The sequence below is a fragment of the Streptomyces sp. NPDC012794 genome (assembly GCF_042901085.1).
Taxonomy (GTDB): domain Bacteria; phylum Actinomycetota; class Actinomycetes; order Streptomycetales; family Streptomycetaceae; genus Streptomyces.
On the sequence record NZ_JBIBCI010000019.1, the window covers coordinates 47,042 to 63,049 of the forward strand.

Annotated in this window: 17 protein-coding genes; 5 read left to right on the plus strand and 12 right to left on the minus strand. The window is 75.0% G+C overall.

From position 1 onward, the window contains the following. Positions 1–45: 45 nt before the first annotated feature. The 3 genes from ACFY7H_RS28090 to ACFY7H_RS28100 form a co-directional block, all read right to left on the minus strand. Complete coding sequence (locus tag ACFY7H_RS28090) at positions 46–1,134, minus strand: lytic polysaccharide monooxygenase (RefSeq protein WP_388943418.1); 1,089 nt, start codon at positions 1,132–1,134, stop codon at positions 46–48. A 232-nt stretch (positions 1,135–1,366) separates the two neighbouring features. Then, positions 1,367–1,849, minus strand: a complete 483-nt coding sequence (locus tag ACFY7H_RS28095; RefSeq protein ID WP_388943421.1) for a DUF402 domain-containing protein — start codon at positions 1,847–1,849, stop codon at positions 1,367–1,369. Next, positions 1,846–2,790 carry a GNAT family N-acetyltransferase gene (locus ACFY7H_RS28100; protein WP_388943424.1) on the minus strand — a complete coding sequence of 315 codons (945 nt, stop codon included), beginning with the start codon at positions 2,788–2,790 and terminating at the stop codon, positions 1,846–1,848. Before ACFY7H_RS28100 ends, ACFY7H_RS28095 begins: the two co-directional genes overlap by 4 nt. 80 nt (positions 2,791–2,870) lie before the next feature. Here ACFY7H_RS28100 and ACFY7H_RS28105 point away from each other — a divergent pair, with 80 nt between their 5' ends. Next, positions 2,871–3,257, plus strand: a complete 387-nt coding sequence (locus tag ACFY7H_RS28105) for a GntR family transcriptional regulator (protein ID WP_388943427.1) — start codon at positions 2,871–2,873, stop codon at positions 3,255–3,257. A gap of 19 nt (positions 3,258–3,276) precedes the next feature. On the opposite strand, the gene ACFY7H_RS28110 is transcribed toward ACFY7H_RS28105, so the two are convergent. After that, complete coding sequence (locus ACFY7H_RS28110; RefSeq protein ID WP_388943430.1) at positions 3,277–4,380, minus strand: DUF5925 domain-containing protein; 1,104 nt, start codon at positions 4,378–4,380, stop codon at positions 3,277–3,279. A 206-nt stretch (positions 4,381–4,586) separates the two neighbouring features. Here ACFY7H_RS28110 and ACFY7H_RS28115 point away from each other — a divergent pair, with 206 nt between their 5' ends. Beyond that, entirely contained in the window at positions 4,587–5,396 is an 810-nt protein-coding gene (locus tag ACFY7H_RS28115; RefSeq protein ID WP_388943432.1) for an SGNH/GDSL hydrolase family protein, read from the plus strand. A 74-nt stretch (positions 5,397–5,470) separates the two neighbouring features. Here ACFY7H_RS28115 and ACFY7H_RS28120 read toward each other — a convergent pair whose 3' ends face one another. After that, on the minus strand, positions 5,471–7,057 hold the full coding sequence (locus ACFY7H_RS28120) for a serine/threonine-protein kinase (protein ID WP_388943600.1): 1,587 nt from the start codon (positions 7,055–7,057) through the stop codon (positions 5,471–5,473). 350 nt (positions 7,058–7,407) lie between these two features. On the opposite strand from ACFY7H_RS28120, the gene ACFY7H_RS28125 reads away from it, so the two are divergent. Further along, on the plus strand, positions 7,408–7,677 hold the full coding sequence (locus ACFY7H_RS28125) for a hypothetical protein (protein WP_351885882.1): 270 nt from the start codon (positions 7,408–7,410) through the stop codon (positions 7,675–7,677). A gap of 90 nt (positions 7,678–7,767) precedes the next feature. Here ACFY7H_RS28125 and ACFY7H_RS28130 read toward each other — a convergent pair whose 3' ends face one another. The 3 genes from ACFY7H_RS28130 to ACFY7H_RS28140 all read right to left on the minus strand — a co-directional run bounded on the left by ACFY7H_RS28130 (position 7,768) and on the right by ACFY7H_RS28140 (position 10,873). Further along, on the minus strand, positions 7,768–8,964 hold the full coding sequence (locus tag ACFY7H_RS28130) for a CaiB/BaiF CoA transferase family protein (protein ID WP_388943437.1): 1,197 nt from the start codon (positions 8,962–8,964) through the stop codon (positions 7,768–7,770). Positions 8,965–9,113: 149 nt separating this feature from the next. Continuing rightward, complete coding sequence (locus tag ACFY7H_RS28135) at positions 9,114–9,905, minus strand: ABC transporter permease (RefSeq protein WP_388943439.1); 792 nt, start codon at positions 9,903–9,905, stop codon at positions 9,114–9,116. After that, complete coding sequence (locus tag ACFY7H_RS28140) at positions 9,902–10,873, minus strand: ATP-binding cassette domain-containing protein (RefSeq protein WP_388943441.1); 972 nt, start codon at positions 10,871–10,873, stop codon at positions 9,902–9,904. The genes ACFY7H_RS28135 and ACFY7H_RS28140 overlap by 4 nt, the downstream gene beginning before the upstream one ends. A 77-nt stretch (positions 10,874–10,950) precedes the next feature. Here ACFY7H_RS28140 and ACFY7H_RS28145 point away from each other — a divergent pair, with 77 nt between their 5' ends. Then, the gene (locus ACFY7H_RS28145) at positions 10,951–11,679 is read left to right on the plus strand and encodes a TetR/AcrR family transcriptional regulator (protein ID WP_388943444.1); all 729 of its coding nucleotides are present in this window, start codon (positions 10,951–10,953) and stop codon (positions 11,677–11,679) included. Positions 11,680–11,812: 133 nt separating this feature from the next. Here the strand turns inward: ACFY7H_RS28145 and ACFY7H_RS28150 are convergent, their stop codons facing one another. After that, entirely contained in the window at positions 11,813–12,004 is a 192-nt protein-coding gene (locus ACFY7H_RS28150; protein WP_388943447.1) for a hypothetical protein, read from the minus strand. 218 nt (positions 12,005–12,222) lie between these two features. Continuing rightward, positions 12,223–13,344, minus strand: a complete 1,122-nt coding sequence (locus ACFY7H_RS28155) for a type ISP restriction/modification enzyme (RefSeq protein ID WP_388943603.1) — start codon at positions 13,342–13,344, stop codon at positions 12,223–12,225. A gap of 193 nt (positions 13,345–13,537) precedes the next feature. Between ACFY7H_RS28155 and ACFY7H_RS28160 the strand changes: the two genes are divergently transcribed. Then, the gene (locus ACFY7H_RS28160) at positions 13,538–13,702 is read left to right on the plus strand and encodes a hypothetical protein (RefSeq protein WP_388943450.1); all 165 of its coding nucleotides are present in this window, start codon (positions 13,538–13,540) and stop codon (positions 13,700–13,702) included. Between the two features lie 75 nt (positions 13,703–13,777). Here ACFY7H_RS28160 and ACFY7H_RS28165 read toward each other — a convergent pair whose 3' ends face one another. Next, positions 13,778–14,527: a GntR family transcriptional regulator gene (locus ACFY7H_RS28165; protein ID WP_388943452.1), complete on the minus strand. Its 750-nt coding sequence runs from the start codon at positions 14,525–14,527 to the stop codon at positions 13,778–13,780. Positions 14,528–14,596: 69 nt separating this feature from the next. Continuing rightward, positions 14,597–15,910 carry a homogentisate 1,2-dioxygenase gene (gene hmgA / locus ACFY7H_RS28170; RefSeq protein ID WP_388943455.1) on the minus strand — a complete coding sequence of 438 codons (1,314 nt, stop codon included), beginning with the start codon at positions 15,908–15,910 and terminating at the stop codon, positions 14,597–14,599. Between the last annotated feature and the right edge of the window lie 98 nt (positions 15,911–16,008).

Consider the following 16,008-nt stretch of genomic DNA (forward strand, 5'->3'; position numbering starts at 1 on the left):
CGGTCCGCCCGGCACCCGCCGGCGGCCGTGCCGGCGCTCTCGCGGCTACCGCCGGGAGGCGCCCCCGGCCGCCCGACGGCGGGCCAGACCGAACAGCACGGCCGCACCGACGGCCAGCACCCCGGCCCCGGCGATCGCGATCACCGGGGTCGCGGCGCTGCCACCGGTCTCGGCGAGGCCCCCGCCGGGGCCGCCGGCCGGTGCGGGCGCCGCGGCGGCCGGGGAGGCGGCGATCGGGGACGGGGCGCTCCGGCCGTTCGTCGTCGGGTCGTTGTCGCCGTGGCCGTGGTGCTCGATCGTGGACTTCCCCGCGCCGTCGGAGATCTGCCGGTCCGTCGGCGCCTTGGGCGGCTCGACCGGCTCGGCCGGCTTGGCGGCGGTGCCGGTGCCGGCTGAACCGCTGGGCCGCGTGCTGGGCTGGGCGGTGCCGGGCCGGGTGCCGGGGGCGGGGTCTTGCTTGCCGCCGCCGTCCTTGCCGAAGACCACGTCCGAGCAGGTGTAGAAGGCCTCCGGGCTGTCCGAACGCTGCCAGACGCTGTAGATCAGGTGGCGGCCGGTCTTCTTCGGCACCGTGCCGCTGAAGACGTAGTCGCCGTTCTGCATCCCGGGATCGGTGGCCTTCGCGAACGGCGCGGGCTCCAGGTCGGACCACTTCAGCGGCTTGGACGGGTCGTAGCCGTCCTTCGTCACGTACAGCTCGAAGGAGCCCCTGTGGGGGGCGGTCCCCTTGTAGCGGAAGGTGTGCGCTCCGGACGCCATCGGGGTGGCCGGCCAGTCCGCCCGCGCCAGGTCCAGCCCCTTGTACTTGGCGTGGCCCGCCGAGCACAGCTGCCCGTCCGGGATCAGCGACCTGCTCCGGCCGCCCGCATCGGCGATGTTCACCCCGTTCCAGTCGTAGAACGCCTGCGGCCCGGCCGCCGCCACGGCCGCCCTGCACGCCGCCGACTTCGGGGCCTCCGGACCCTCCGCGTAGCACGCCGCCACCCGGCTGACCGGGTCCGTCATCGAACCGTGCGCCGCCGCGGGCACGGCGGCGTACGCGGCCACCGCGAGCGGGGCCAGACCGGCGGCGGCGATACGGACGGCGGTACGGGCGGTCGTACGGGCGGCGCTGCGGGCAGGGCGTGCGGGCATGGGCGGATCTCCTTCGGGCGCGAGGCGGGGGAGCGCAGGAGGAACCGGAATCGGACTTCTGTGCGCCGCCCCCCGGCGGCGCACAGCGGCCCTTCCTGTCCTGGCCCGGCCAAGCTAGCCCTCCCGACCACGGGTTCCGCCCGGTTCGGGCCGCTGGGAGGGATCCTTAGGATCCGCTTAAGGCAGGGGTAAGAAGCCCCTCAGGAAACGGCGGTCGGGGACCGCGCCGCGGTCAGGCGAGGAGCCCCGGCAGGCCCTCCGGGGTCCGGGCCTGCTCCTCCAGGGCGTCCAGCGCCCGCATGGCCCGGGCCGCCGCCTCCGGGTCGCTCCTGGTGAGCCCGCTGTCCGCGAACTCGTCCTCGTCCAGGCGCAGCACGTCCGACCGGTCCGCCGGCACCCACAGGTCCAGGTCCAGGTCCTCGACCACGATCTCGCCCCCGCGGATCAGGGCCGGGCGCGTCACGTCGCAGTACCAGCCCTTGAGGACGCCCTGCCCGGTCCGCACCTCCTTGACGGCGTACCACCGCGTCCGCCAGAAGTGCTCCACGAACACGTCACCTGGCTCGAAGCGGACGAACCCGAAGTCCTTCACCCCCTCGGCCGCCCAGGGGGCGCGCACCGAGATCCGGTCCCCGTCGTCGGCCACCTGCGCCGCCGGATAGCTGATCTTGGTGCGGCCGGCCTTGGTGAGGGTCACGGTCCAGGACGTGCTCACTGAGGTGCTCCCAGCTTCTTCGCGTGGCGCGTCTCGGTCGCGCAGATCTCGTACCCGAACCAGGAGTTGACCGCGAGCATCGGGCCGTTCCCGGCGTCGTTGCCGGTGAAGGCCTCGGTGTACCCGGCCGCCCTGGCCCGGTGCAGCGAGTCGGTCTTGGCGAGCTTGGCCAGCCCGCGGCCGCGGAAGGCCCGCAGGGTGCCGGTCATCGCCGAGGAGTAGCGGGTCGCGCCGTCCGTCCGCGCGGCGGTGAAGGCCGCCACCGCTCCGTCGACGAGGACGACCGTCGTCAGCTCGTGGTCCAGGGTCGGCTGGCGCCAGACGCCGTCCAGCCAGTCCCCGTAGTCGTCCAGGTCCGCCGGTACGTCGCCCGGCTCGTCGGCGCTGGCCTCGACGTCGGCCTCGTACAGCGGGCGGGGGTCGGCGGCGAAGGCCGAACCGGGGCGCAGCTCCACCCCGGCGGGCAGCTTCCGGGGCAGCGGGGGGAGGGAGCCGGCCGCCAGGTCGAGGCGCAGGAAGTGCGCGGAGCGGCTGGGGCGGTAACCGCGGCGCTCGGCGAAACCCCGGTGGGCGGGCTCGTCCAGCACCCAGGCGTACACGTCCGCCGCGCCCCGCGCCGCGAGGTGCTCCTCGGCCGTGCGCAGCAGCGCGGACCCGGCGCCGAGGCCCTGGTGCGCGGGGTCGACGTAGACGTTCGCGTACGACGGCCCCGGGCCCGGTCCGTCGTACGCGAGGCCGGTCTCGGCCGTGCCGACGGGACGGCCGTCCGGGGTCTCGGCGAGCAGCAGGCGGCAGTGCTTCCCCGGGTGGGCGGACGCCAGTTCATGGGCCACGCCGGCCGCGGTGGTGATCAGGTAGGGCAGGGCCGCGCGGCGGAGCCGTACGACGGCCTCGGCGTCTCGCACGTCGTCGGGGCGGATGTCACGGACGTGGATGGTCATGGGGCGGACGTTACGGGCGGAGCGCCCGTGACGCCCGCCAATTTTCCGGTGGACGCCGGGCGTGGGGGACAATCGGCGATGTGACCTCGACCAACCTCAGGATCAGGATCGACGGCTCGGCCGGCTCGGCCGCCCCGTACGAACAGCTGCGCGCGCAGATCGCCGACCGGGCCCGGTCGGGGGAACTCCCGGCGGGCTACAAACTGCCGACGGTGCGGGGGCTGGCGGAGGAGCTGGGGCTGGCCGCCAACACCGTCGCGAAGGCCTACCGGGCGCTGGAGTCCGACGGGGTGATCGAGACGCGGGGCCGCAACGGGACGTTCGTCGCGGCGGCGGAGGGCTCCTCCCGGGAGGCGGCCGCCGCCGCGCAGGCTTTCGCGGACCGCGCCCACCGCCTGGGCCTCACGGAGGCCGAGGCTCTCGCCGCCGCCACCGAAGCCCTCCGCGCCCGCTACGGCGCTTCCTGACCCGCCGCCGCACGCGGGGTCAGAGGTAGAGGCCGGCCTCCGACGAGGGCTGCGCCGGCAGTACGGCGGCGGGGCCCGTTCCCCGCCGCAGGGCGAAGAGTTCGGCCAGGGTGGCGCCCTCGCGGGAGACGCCCTCGTCCGTACCGAGCCAGTCGACCGCCTCCCCGTGCGTCAGCCGGCCGACCTCGATGCGGGCCAGGCACCGCCCCGGGCGGACCACGGCCGGGTGGAGGCGTTCGAGGTCCTCGTTGGTCGTGACGCCGACCAGGACGTTGCGGCCCTGCCCCAGCAGACCGTCCGTCAGGTTCAGCAGCCGGGACAGCGCCTGCCCCGCCGTGTGCCGGGCCTCGCCGCGGATCAGCTCGTCGCAGTCCTCCAACAGCAGCAGCCGCCACCGGCCCTTGGCCGTGCCCTCGTCCTCGCCGATGGCGATGTCCATGAGGTAGCCGACGTCGTTGAACAGCCGTTCGGGGTCCAGTACGCAGTCGACTTGGCACCAGTCCCGCCACGACCGCGCCAGCGTGCGCAGCGCCGAGGTCTTGCCGGTGCCCGGCGGGCCGTGGAGCAGGAGCAGCCGGCCCGCGATGTCGTCCGGGGTGACCTTCATCAGCCGGTCCATCGCCGTGGCCACCGGCGCCGTGTAGTTCGGCCGCACCTCCGCCCAGGTGCCCGCGGAGATCTGCCGGGTCGTGCGGTACGGGCCGCGGCGCGGGGAGACGTACCAGAAGCCCATCGTGACGTTCTCCGGCTGGGGTTCGGGCTCGTCCCGCGCCCCCTCCGTGGCCTCGCCGAGCACCTTCTGCGCGAGCTCGTCGCTGACCGCCGTCACGGTCACGTCGGCACCCCGGCTCCAGCGGGAGACCAGTACGGTCCAGCCCTCGCCCTCGGCGAGGGTGGCGCTGCGGTCGGTGTCGCGCGCCGCGCGGAGCACGGTGGCGCGCGGGGGCAGCAGGGTGGCTTCCGCCTTCACCCGCTCGATCGTCACGCTCTGCGCGTACGGCTGCTCGCCGGTCGCGAACCGGCCGAGGAACAGTGCGTCGACGACGTCCGACGGCGAGTCGCTGTCGTCGACATGGAGCCGGATCGGCAGCGCGTCATGCGGGTCTGCTGGCATGGCGCCCATGATCCGGCACGAACTGTCCCCGTGCACCCGTGTTTCGCCGGATCGGGTGCTCGGGTTCCCTTTTCAAACCCGTTCGCGCGTGAAGATTCCGGCCACGCGCCCACCCGAATCCCACTCCGAACATTCTTGGCATGGACACTTCCAGACAGCGCCGGCTCCTAGTACCACGGACTCAGGAGTAACCCCCCACAAGGAGCCGCACCCACATGAGCAAGAGAATGTCGCGTTTCGCTGCCCTGACCTCCTCCCTGTTACTCGCCGCGGGCGCCGCCCTGTTCGGCGCCGGCCAGGCGGCAGCCGCCGAGGCCGACTTCGGCTACGTCGCCCTCGGCGACTCGTACTCCTCCGGCGTCGGCGCCGGCAACTACGACAGCTCCAGCGGCAGCTGCAAACGCACCACCCGCGCCTACCCGGCCCTGTGGGCCGCCGCCCATTCCCCGCAGACCTTCTCCTTCACCGCGTGCTCCGGCGCCCGCACCGGTGACGTCCTCGCCAACCAGCTCGCACCGCTCAACTCCGGCACCGACCTGGTCAGCATCACCGTCGGCGGCAACGACGCCGGGTTCTCCGACGTGATGACGACCTGTGTCCTGCAATCCGAGTCCACCTGCGTCAGCCGGGTCAACGAGGCCAAGCGGTACGTCGACACCACCCTCCCCGGCCAGCTCGACCAGGTCTACAACGCCATCAGCGGCCGCGCCCCCGCCGCCAGGGTCGTCGTCCTCGGCTACCCCCGCTTCTACAAGCTGAACGGCACCTGCGTCGCGGGTCTCACCGAGGGGGAACGCACCGCCATCAACGGCGCGGCGGACCACCTCAACGCCGCCATCGCCAAACGCGCCGCCGACCACGGCTACACCTTCGCCTCGGTCGTCGGAGCCTTCACCGGGCACGAGATCTGCTCCGGCAGCCCCTGGCTGCACAGCGTCAACTGGACCAACATCGGCGAGTCGTACCACCCGACCGCCGCCGGGCAGTCCGGCGGCTACCTGCCCGTCTTCTCGGGCAACGTCTGAGGACCGACGCCCTGACGGCCGGTCCGCAGGGCGCGGGTCACCGACCGTAGGCCGTGGGTCCCAGGGGTCGCGGCCTACGGGCCGGCGTCCGTACCCGGTGCGGGAGTCGGCGTCTGAGCCGGCGTCGGCGTGGGCGTCGGCGCCGGGCCGGGTGTCACGGCCGGCGAACCGGAAGGCCCCGGCGAGCCGGGGGAGGAGGCCCCGCCCGTCGGGGTCTCCTCCTCGCAGGTCAGGGCGTACTCCTGCCAGGCCGACACCGCCAGGGCCGGTGCCCGCACCTCCAGCCGGACCGCGTCGTGGACGCTCGCGCCGGCCGTGTCGCCCGGCTCGGTGTGGTTCAGCTGGCGGGTGCGCGCCCCGCCCTCCTCGTACGTGATGCCCTGCCAGCCGTCGGCCGGCGCCCCGCCCCCCTCGCGCCTGACCCAGCGGTACTCCACCACCGCCGGGGTCCGGGCCACCTCGATGGTCCCGGTGAAGGCGGGCGCGACCACCTCGGACGGCGGACAGCTCCCGCTGTACGAGGGGCGCACGGTGTGGACGTACAGGGTGACGCCCTGCGCGGCAGTGGCGGACGGGGACGCGGAGGCCGACGCGGAGGCGGAGACCGAGGGGGACGCCGGGGGCGAGGCCGAGGGCGAGGGGGTGGCGCCGGAGCCCTTCCCGCTCCCGGTGTTCCGCAGCAGCAGCCACCCCAGCAGGACCAGCACCGCCAGCAGCACCACGATCCCGAGGGTCAGCACCACCCCGGCGCGCCCCCGCACCCGTTCCGGCTCCCGTTCCCGCGGACCGCGCACCGGCACCGGCACCGGCATCGGCGGGGTCGGCCCGTACCCCGCGCCGTGGCCCGCCCGCGCGGTGGCTGTCGGCGCTCCCGGCCCCGACGCCGGCCCCCCGGAGTCCCGTACGGCCCCGCCCGCACCGACGATCCGCAGCATCCGGGCGGCCTCCGCGGCGGGCAGCCGCGCGGCCGGGTCCTTGCGCAGCAGCCCCTCCAGTACCGGCTCCAGCGGCCCGGCCCGGCGCGGCGGGGGCAACTCCGAGTCCACCACCGCCCGCAGCGTGGACAGCGGGGTGTCCTTCCGGAAGGGCGACACCCCCTCCACGGCCGCGTAGAGCATCACCCCGAGCGACCACAGGTCCGACTCCGGGCCCGGCTCGTTCCCCAACGCCCGCTCCGGCGCCAGGAACTCGGGGGACCCGACCACCTCGCCGGTCATCGTGAGCGATGCGGAGCCCTCCAGCCGGGCGATGCCGAAGTCGGTCAGCACCACCCGTCCGTCATTGGCGACCAGCACGTTGGCGGGCTTCACGTCCCGGTGCAGCACCCCGGCGTCGTGGGCGGAACGCAGCGCGGCCAGCACCTGCTCGCCGATGTGCGCGGCCCGCTGCGGGCTCATCGGGCCCTCGCCCTCCAGCACCTCCGCCAGCGAGAGCCCGCGCACCAGCTCCATCACGATCCACGGGCGGCCCTCCTCGTTCGCGACGTCGTAGACCATGACCACCCCGCGGTGCGAGACGCGGGCGGCGGCCCAGGCCTCCCGTTCCAGCCGCCGGTACACGCGCTCGACCTCGGCCCCGTCCAGCCCGGCGGGAGCGCGCACCTCCTTGACGGCGACCTCGCGGCCCAGCACCTCGTCACGGGCCCGCCACACCACGCCCATGCCGCCGCGCCCCAGTACGCCGAGCAGCCGGTACCGCCCGGCGATGACACGCCCGGCGCCCCCGCTTTTGTTCTCCACCACGCGAACCCCCCTGCGTCACCGGGTGATCACTCCAAGTTAGCGCAGGACCGGCCGGGCGGCGTCCCCCGTGACGGCACTGTCGCCGATCGCCGAGCACCGCCCCGCAAGTCGCCCCATTTGCACGGAGAGTGACCGGCGACTCCACTGAGTAATCGTCAACTGCCCGTAATTACAGGGGTAATTCACACCACCGGGATACCCGCGGGCCTTACGGGGGCGATAGGGTTACCCTGCCCGGGCCGGGTGCCCTCGTACGGGTGGGGAGAGACATGGAACAGATAGCAATGCGCAGCAGGCCGCCCCGCGTGCCTGCCATCACCTGCGGCAGCAGCGCGGTCAGCTCGCGCCTCGACCGCCACCTCGCCGTGCTGGGCGGACCCGCCGCCCCGCACCACGAGGTCGCCGAGGCGACCCTGCTGATGCGCGAGCTGACCTCGCGGGACCACACCCACGTCCAGCGGAGCCGGAGTGCGCGCGTCGCGCTCTTCGCACCGCTGCGCAGGCTGCGGCGCACGCTCTTCGGCAGCCGCCGCTCCTGACCGTCCGCGCGGCCGGCCCCCCGTCCGGCTGCACCCCGGCCCCGTCCCCGCGTCCGGTGCTTTCCGGGAACCCCCGGCGCCACCCCGGCCTCAGGCGATCACACCGTCCCGGCGCAGTGCCGTGATCTGCGCGTCCGTCATCCCCAGGGCGCGCAGCAAGGCGTCGGTGTGTTCGCCGAGCGCGGGAACCGCCCCCATCCGCGGTTCCGCACCACCCGGCAGCCCGATCGGCGGCAGCAGTGCCCGCAGCGGGCCCGCCGGCGAACCCACCTCCCGCCAGCGGTCGCGTGCCGCGAGCTGCGGGTGCGCGGCGAGCCGCTCCACCGAGTTGAGCCGCGCGCAGGCGATCCCGGCCGCCTCCAGCCGTGCGACGGCCTCGTCCGCCCCGAGCGCGGCGAGTGCCCCGGCCACCACCGCGTCGGTCTTCTCCCGTCCCCGGGTGCGGGCCGCGTTCGTCGCGTACGCCGGATCCTCGGCCAGGTCCGGCCGGTCCAGTACCTGGACGGCGAGGCGCCGCCACTCCCGGTCGTTCTGCACGGACAGCAGCACCCGGTCCCCGTCGGCCGTCGCGTAGGCGTCGTACGGCGCGATCACCGCGTGCGCGAGGCCCGTCCGTACGGGCTGCTCCCCGCCGTGCATCGTGTGGTGCAGCGGATGTCCCATCCACTCCGCGAGCGCGTCCAGCATCGACACCTCCACGGGTCCGCCGCGCCCGGTGGTCCCACGGCGCAGCAGGGCGGCGAGCACCCCCGAGAAGGCGTACATGGCGGCCGCGATGTCCGCCGCCGGGATCCCCGCCTTCACCGGCCGCTCCGGGGTGCCGGTCACCGAGACCAGCCCGGCCTCGCACTGCACCAGCATGTCGTAGGCGCGCTTGTGGGCGTACGGGCCCTGGGCGCCGTAGCCGGAGATGTCCACGGCGACCAGGCGCGGGTAGCGGGCGCACAGCGCGGCCGCGTCGATCCCCAGCCGGGCGGCGGCCCCGTGGGCGAGGTTCTGCACGAACACGTCCGCGCCGCCGAGCAGGGCGTGCAGCACCTCCAGCCCCCGCGGGTCCTTCAGGTCCAGCGTGAGGGACTCCTTGCCGCGGTTGGCCCATACGAAGTGGGAGGCCAGGCCCTGCGCGGCGGTGTCGTAGGCGCGGGCGAAGTCCCCGCCGTCGGGCCGCTCGACCTTGATCACCCGGGCTCCGAGGTCGGCGAGCTGGCGGGTGGCGAAGGGGGCCGAGACGGCCTGTTCGACGGCGACGACGGTGAGACCCGCCAGGGGGAGGGGTTCGGTAGTCATGGGGTCTGCCTACCGGGTGGAAGCCGGGTCTGTCACCGTGTCCTGCCCGGGAGGGCGGCGCGATGCCCGGGTTGCGTGTGTAATGCCCGGGGCGGCTGCCGCCGTGCCGCCCCCGTGACGCCCTTCCCGAACCCCGGCCCGGCCGGCCGTCAGTCGCGGCCGCGCGCGAACCGGCGCGTGGCCGGAGGTACGAAGAGGACCAGCAGCAGCAGCGACCACAGCACCGCGGCCGCCACCGGATGTGCGGCCGGCCAGGCCGCGTCCGGTGCGGCGGCCGCGCCGCCCGTGTTCCCGCACAGCTCCCGCACGGCGGTGGCGACGGCACTGATCGGGTTCCACTCCGCGACCGCCCGCAGCCAGCCGGGGAGTCCGCCGGTCGGCAGGTAGGCGCTGGACAGCATCGGCAGAACGAAGGTGGCGCTGCCCAGCTGGCCCGCGGCCTCCTCGCTGCGGCTCGCCAGCCCGAGGTACGTGCCCACCCAGGCGGTGGCGAAGCGGAACAGCAGCAGCACCCCGAGCGCCCCCAGCGCGCCCGGCAGCCCGGTCTCCACCCGCCAGCCCATCGCCAGCCCCACCAGCATCAGCGGCACCATCGACACCGCCGTGGTCAGCAGGTCGGCGGCGGTCTGCCCCAGCGGGACCGCGGTCCGGCTCATCGGCAGGGTCCGGAAGCGGTCCATGACCCCCCGATGGGCGTCCTGCGCGGCGGTGAACATGCCGGTCATCAGGCCGTTCGCGGCGGTCGCGGCGAGCATCCCGGGCACCAGGAACTCCCGGTAGTCCGCGCCGGGCAGGGCGAGCGCGCTGCCGAACACGTAGCCGAAGAACAGCAGCATCATGATCGGCATGGTCTGGGTCAGGATCAGCAGGGCCGGGGCGTGCCGGGCCTTCTGGAGCTGGCGGGTGAGGACGGCGCCGCCGTCGTGGAGCAGGGTGGTCATGCCGCGCGCTCCTTGTCGTCCGCAGGGGCGAGGGGTGTCCGGGTGAGGCGCAGGAACACCTCGTCGAGGGTGGGCGGGCGCAGGCTCGCGTCGGTCACCGGGATCCCGGCGGCGTCGAGCTCCCGGATGATCCGGGGGAGGGTGAGGCCGCCGTCCAGCACGGTCACCCCGACGGTGAGCCGCTCCCCGTCCAGGGCGGGCCGGCCGCCGGTGAGCTGGTCGAGGACCACGGCCGCGCCCGCGAGGGCGGGGGGCGCGGCGACGGTGACCTCGGCGTAGGCGCCGATCCGGGCCTTGAGGGCGGCCGGGGTGCCGGTGGCGACGGCGCGGCCCCGGTCCACGACGACGATGCCGTCGGCGAGCCGGTCGGCCTCCTCCAGGTACTGGGTGGTCAGCAGCACGGTGGTGCCGCCGTCGGCGAGGTCGCGTACCGCCGTCCAGATCTGTTCGCGCGCGGCCGGGTCCAGGCCGGTGGTGGGCTCGTCGAGGAACAGCACCCGGGGGCGGGTGACCAGTCCGGCGGCCAGGTCCAGGCGCCGTCTCATGCCGCCCGACCAGGTCGAGGCCACCCGGTCGGCGGCCTCGCCCAGGGCGAAGCGCTCCAGCAGCTCGTCGGCGCGCTCCCGCGCGGTCCGCCCCCGCAGTCCGGCGAGGCGGGCGAAGAGCCGGAGGTTCTCACGGCCGGTCAGGTCGCCGTCGACCGAGGCGTACTGGCCGGTGGCCCCGATGGCGCGGCGTACGGCGGCCGGGTCGGCGGCGACGTCGTGGCCCGCGACCAGGGCGCGGCCGGCGGTGGGCGCGGTGAGGGTGGTGAGGATCCGCACGGCGGTGGTCTTGCCCGCGCCGTTGGGGCCCAGGACTCCGCAGACGGTGCCCTCCGGCACGGCCAGGTCCAGACCGCGCAGGGCGCGCACTTCGCCGTAGTGCTTCTCCAGACCCTCACTCAGTACAGCGTACGTAGTTGTCATGCGGCGCACCCTACCGCACTACGTACGCCGTACGTAACTAAGATGGGGGCCGAGACGACGACGAGGTGATGTGACCGATGGCAGCCGGCCGGAGCCCCGCTGAACCCGAAGTGATCTGGGCCCGCCCGCAACGGGCCGGCCGCGGACCCCGGCCCGCGCACAGCCGCGACTCGATCGCGGCCGAAGCCGTGCGGATCGCCGACGCGGAGGGGATCGAGGCCGTTTCCATGCGGCGGGTGGCGTCCGGGATCGGCGCCGGGACGATGTCCCTGTACAACTACGTCCCCCGCAAGGAGGACCTGTACGAGCTGATGGTCGACGCGGTCAGCGGGGAGTACGACCTCACCCCGCCGAGCGGCGACTGGCGGACCGACCTGCTCGCCCTGGCCCGCCAGACCCGGGACGTGATGCGCCGCCATCCCTGGGTGCCCCGGCTGCTGAGCCCGGTCTACGGCTTCAGCCCCAACGCCCTGCGGTACCTGGAGCACAGCATGGCCTGCCTGGAGCCGCTGGAGGTGCCCGGGAGCGACAAGCTGGAGCTGATCGCGGCCATCAACGGCTCGGTGGCCACCTTCGTGGCGGGGGAGCTGGCCCTGGCCGAACGGGCCCGCTCACTGCCCTGGAGCGAGGCCGCCGAGGCGGGCGCACGCGCGGCCTGGCTCGGCTCGCGGCTGGCGACCGGGGAGTACCCCCGGCTCGCGGCGGCCCTCACCGAGGGCACGCCGGTGACCGCCGCCGGGACGGACATGACGGAGGTGTTCGACCGCACGGTGTCCCGGCTCCTGACGGCGTGGGACACGCCCTGACGGGCCTGGGCTTCTCCTTCCCTGCCCCGACCGGCTGAGGGCGGGCGGCGCCCGGCGGGCCGCCGCGCTCCCGGCCTCGGTGTCTTCCGGAGCCCGGCGGCCGCGAACGAGCGGCGACCCGTGGATGTGACGGCTAACGGCCGGAGTGGTCGATGACGTTGCCGTTGGGGCAGTTGTCGGCGTGGTCGCCGGTACAGTCGCCCAGCGCGGGCACGACGGCTGCTTCCTGGAGACAGACGGCGGCAGCGGTGAAGTTCCGGTTGTCGGCGGCGTGGACGCCGCCGCCGAAGTCGGAGTCGTTGTCGGCGTGAGCGGGCGCGGCCATGGCGGACGCGGCTCCTGCGAGGGCGGGAGAGTCGCCGCGCGGCAGGTGCCCGGCGTGCGGCGGGCTGCCCCGGGGGGACTCGCAGGCGGGCGCCGCGGGTGCCGGCCGCCTACGACGCCCGTCATGTTGCCCCGGCCCCGGCCGAGCGGATGCCCGGCCCCCTGCCCCGGCCCCGGCCGAGCGGACGCCCCGCCCCGGCCGGCACCGTGCCCGCCCGGTCACAGCAGCGCGAACTGCCCGCCCGGCCCCTCCTCCTGGTGGTCCAGCACCGAAGCCGGGCGCCGGGCCCAGCGTGGCGGCGGCAGGACCCCGGCGGCCTCCAGCTCCGCGGCCGGCAGCGGCGGCCCGGGCGTGAACGCCTCCCGCTCCGGCGCCAGATCCGCCAGCAGCGCCAGGGTCGTCACCAGGGCGAGCAGCTCCGAGGTCCAGGTCCGCGGCCACTCGGCCGGCCCCAGCCCCTCCAGCCCCCGCGCCCGCGGATCCCGGTGCGCGCAGCGGGCGGCGAACCACGCCTCGAGCACCCGGACGCCCTGGACCTCGTACTCCCAGGCCCCCGCCGGGACGGGGGAAACGACCCCGTCGCCCAGCGTCAGAGCCTCGGTCTCCGGGTCGTGGCCGAGCCCCGCCGGCCACCCCGTGACCGCCGCCCGGACATAGGGCCGCCGCCCGCCGGGCAGCCGGGGCGGCTCCCCGCCGCGCGCCCCGCGCAGCTGGACGGACAGCAGCCGCCGGCCCAGCTCCAGGCCGGCCCGCCAGTGCTCCGGGTCGGCCGCGAGCGGGACCTCGTACCCCCGGGGGCCCGGCCGGCCCGCGGCCAGGATCCAGCACAGCACGTCCTCCGCCGCGACCCGGCCGCCGAGGCGCCCGCCCAGCAGGGGCAGCAGACCCGGCGCGAGGTTCGGCTCGGCCCCGCCTGGGCGCCGGTGCAGCGGGCGGATCCGGCCGAGCCGGCCCGCCGGGAGGTGCGCGGTGGCCAGCAGCCCCGGGGCCTCCAGCAGGAACACCTGGCGGGCGTCCCGGACCCGCCAGAGCTCGGGGCGCGCGGAGTCGATGAGCCGCTGGTCGGGCAGCAGCCACTGCTCGTCGAAGGGCGCGCGGAGCACCCGTACCGGATCGGGGAAGGGGCCGGGCGCCTCGGCGAAGCGGGAGGTGGCCGAGCGCTGCCCGGGCAGGGCCGCCGCCCCGGCGGACGGCGTACGGGTCCGGCTCGGGCGGAAGAGCCGCTCCCGCTCCGCCCCTTCGGCGCCGGTCAGGGCCGTCCAGCGGGCGCGGAGCGTGCCGGGATCGGGTGCCGCCACCCAGTCCCGGCCCAGGCGCAGGCCCCCCACGGCCCAGGGCATCAGATCGTCCAGCAGCGGTACGTCAGCGCTCACCCGGCAGATGGTAGCGACGGGCCGCGGGGGCCGGGCCGTGTCCCGGCCGAAGCGTTACGCTCCTTGTGTACGCATCCGCCCACGTATGTGATATGCGGCTCGCACCTCGCGGCCCGGGCACGGCACGGGCCGTGGGCGCGGCGGCACGGAGGAGCCGGCCATGAGCATGTACGACGAGTACTCGACGCCCTCGCAGGCCGAGGGCGAGCGGCTCGACGAGGACATGGACGAGCGGGAGAAGACCCAGCGGCACCCGCAGACGACGCGCACCACGCCCTCCCAGGCGGAGGGCGAGCGCACCGCGGACGAGCAGGACGACAAGTGACGGCCGTGCCGCACCGCCGGCTCCGGGGGCGCCGGGCCCGGAATCCCGGGGCCGGCGGCGTCGGCACGCCGTCCGTCAGGGTGCCTCGACCGTCACCGTGAAGGAGAACCGGTCACCCCGGTACCGGATCCGGGCCACGTCGACGACCCGCCCGTCCTCGTCGTAGCTCACGCCCGTGCAGTGCAGGATCGGGCTCAGCAGCGGGACCTCCAGCAGCTCGGCCGTCACCGGGTCGGCGAGCCGCGCCTCGACGGTGTCCGTGATCCGGCTGATCCGTACGCCGACCACGTCGCGCAGCACCTTGGTCATCGGCCAGCGCTCCAGGTCCGCCAGGTCCACGGCCCCGGCCAGCTCGGGGCGCACCGCGTTCTCCACCCAGTTCGTGGGCTCCCCGCTCTCACCGTCACGCCGGAGCCTGCGGTACGTGACCACCTCCGGCGTGTCCGGGAAGTGCTCCAGCAGCTCCCCGGACACCGGCGTGCGCTCGTGGCCGAGCACCGTCGTCCGGTCCCCCGACTGCTGGGCCACGATCGCGTCCACCGAGCCGAGCAGCCGCACCGGGGCGCCGCGCATCGCACCCGGCTCGATGAAGGTGCCGCGCCGCCGGTGCCGGCTGATGAGGCCCTCGCCCTCCAGCTCCTTGAGCGCCTGGCGCATGGTCAGCACGCTCACCCCGTAGTGCTCGGCGAGCCGCTCCTCGGTCGGCAGCCGCAGCGAGGCGTCCGGCGTGCGCCCCAGTATCGACGCGCGCAGGGACTGGGACACCTGGTACCAGAGCGGCAGCTTCCGGTTCAGCACCAGGGAGTCGGGGGCGAAGGCGGTCACGGGTGGTTCTCCGTAGGGGCTGGCTGTCCTCGGCCGCCGGGGCGGTGCGGAGGGCGGGGCAGGTGCATGTTAGGCACGGAAGTGCCGCTGGAGACCCTCCCATACGCCGTCGTATCCGCGCTGGAGGTGCTCCGCCCCCGCGGCCTGCGGGGTCGCGGTGATCGGCCAGCGGGTCTCGAACATGAAGGCCAGGCCGTCGTCGATCTTCTGCGGCTTCAGCTCGGCGGCGCTGGCCTTGTCGAACGTCTCCCGGTCCGGGCCGTGCGCGGACATCATGTTGTGCAGCGAGCCGCCGCCCGGCACGAACCCTTCGGCCTTGGCGTCGTAGGCGCCCTCGATCAGGCCCATGTACTCGCTCATCACGTTGCGGTGGAAGTACGGCGGGCGGAAGGTGTCCTCGCCGACCAGCCAGCGCGGGGCGAACACCACGAAGTCCACGCCCGCCAGGCCCGGCGTGTCGGAGGGCGAGGTCAGCACGGTGAAGATCGACGGGTCGGGGTGGTCGTAGCTGATGGACCCGATCACGTTGAAGCGGCGCAGGTCGTAGACGTACGGGACGTGCGTGCCGTGCCAGGCCACCACGTCGAGCGGGGAGTGGTCGTACGTCGCGGCCCAGAGGTTGCCGCAGAACTTGTTGACGACCTCGGTCGGGCGCTCGCTGTCCTCGTACGCGGCGACCGGGGCCCGGAAGTCCCGGGCGGCGGCCAGGCCGTTGGCGCCGATCGGCCCCAGGTCCGGGAGCTCGAAGGGCTGCCCGTAGTTCTCGCACACGTAGCCGCGGGCGTCGCCGTCCAGCAGCTCGACGCGGAAGCGGACGCCGCGCGGGATCAGTGCCACCTCGCCGGGGCGGGCGCTCAGCAGGCCGAACTCCGTCCGCAGCAGCAGGCCGCCGCGCTCGGGGACGATCAGCAGCTCGCCGTCCGAGTCGCTGAAGACCCGGTCGGTCATGGAGGCGTTGGCGGAGTACAGGTGCACGGCCATGCCGGTGCGCTGGGTGGCGTCGCCGTTGCCGCCCAGGGTCCACAGGCCGGCCACGAAGTCGGTGCCGGCGGCCGGGTCGGGCAGCGGGTTCCAGCGCAGCCGGTTGGGGTCCGGGACGGCGTCGGTGAAGGGCGCGGTGCGCACGGCGCCGTTGTCCACGCGGGTGAACGCCGGGTGCGCGGCGGAGGGGCGGATCCGGTAGAGCCACGAACGGCGGTTGCGGCGGCGCGGCTCGGTGAAGGCGCTGCCGCTCAGCTGCTCGGCGTAGAGGCCGAGGGCCGCGCGCTGGGGGGAGTTCCGGCCGAGCGGGAGTGCGCCGGGGACGGCCTCCGAGCTGTGCTCGTTGCCGAAGCCGGTGAGGTACTCCAGCGCCTCCGCCGTCTTCCTGGCCTGCTCACTCATGGGCTGCTCCCGCTCCGTCGAAAGAATCCTATGGCTGACAGTAGGATTCGCGGCGCCCCACGTCAACGCCATGTTGCCGCCACCGGCAGGAACCCCCT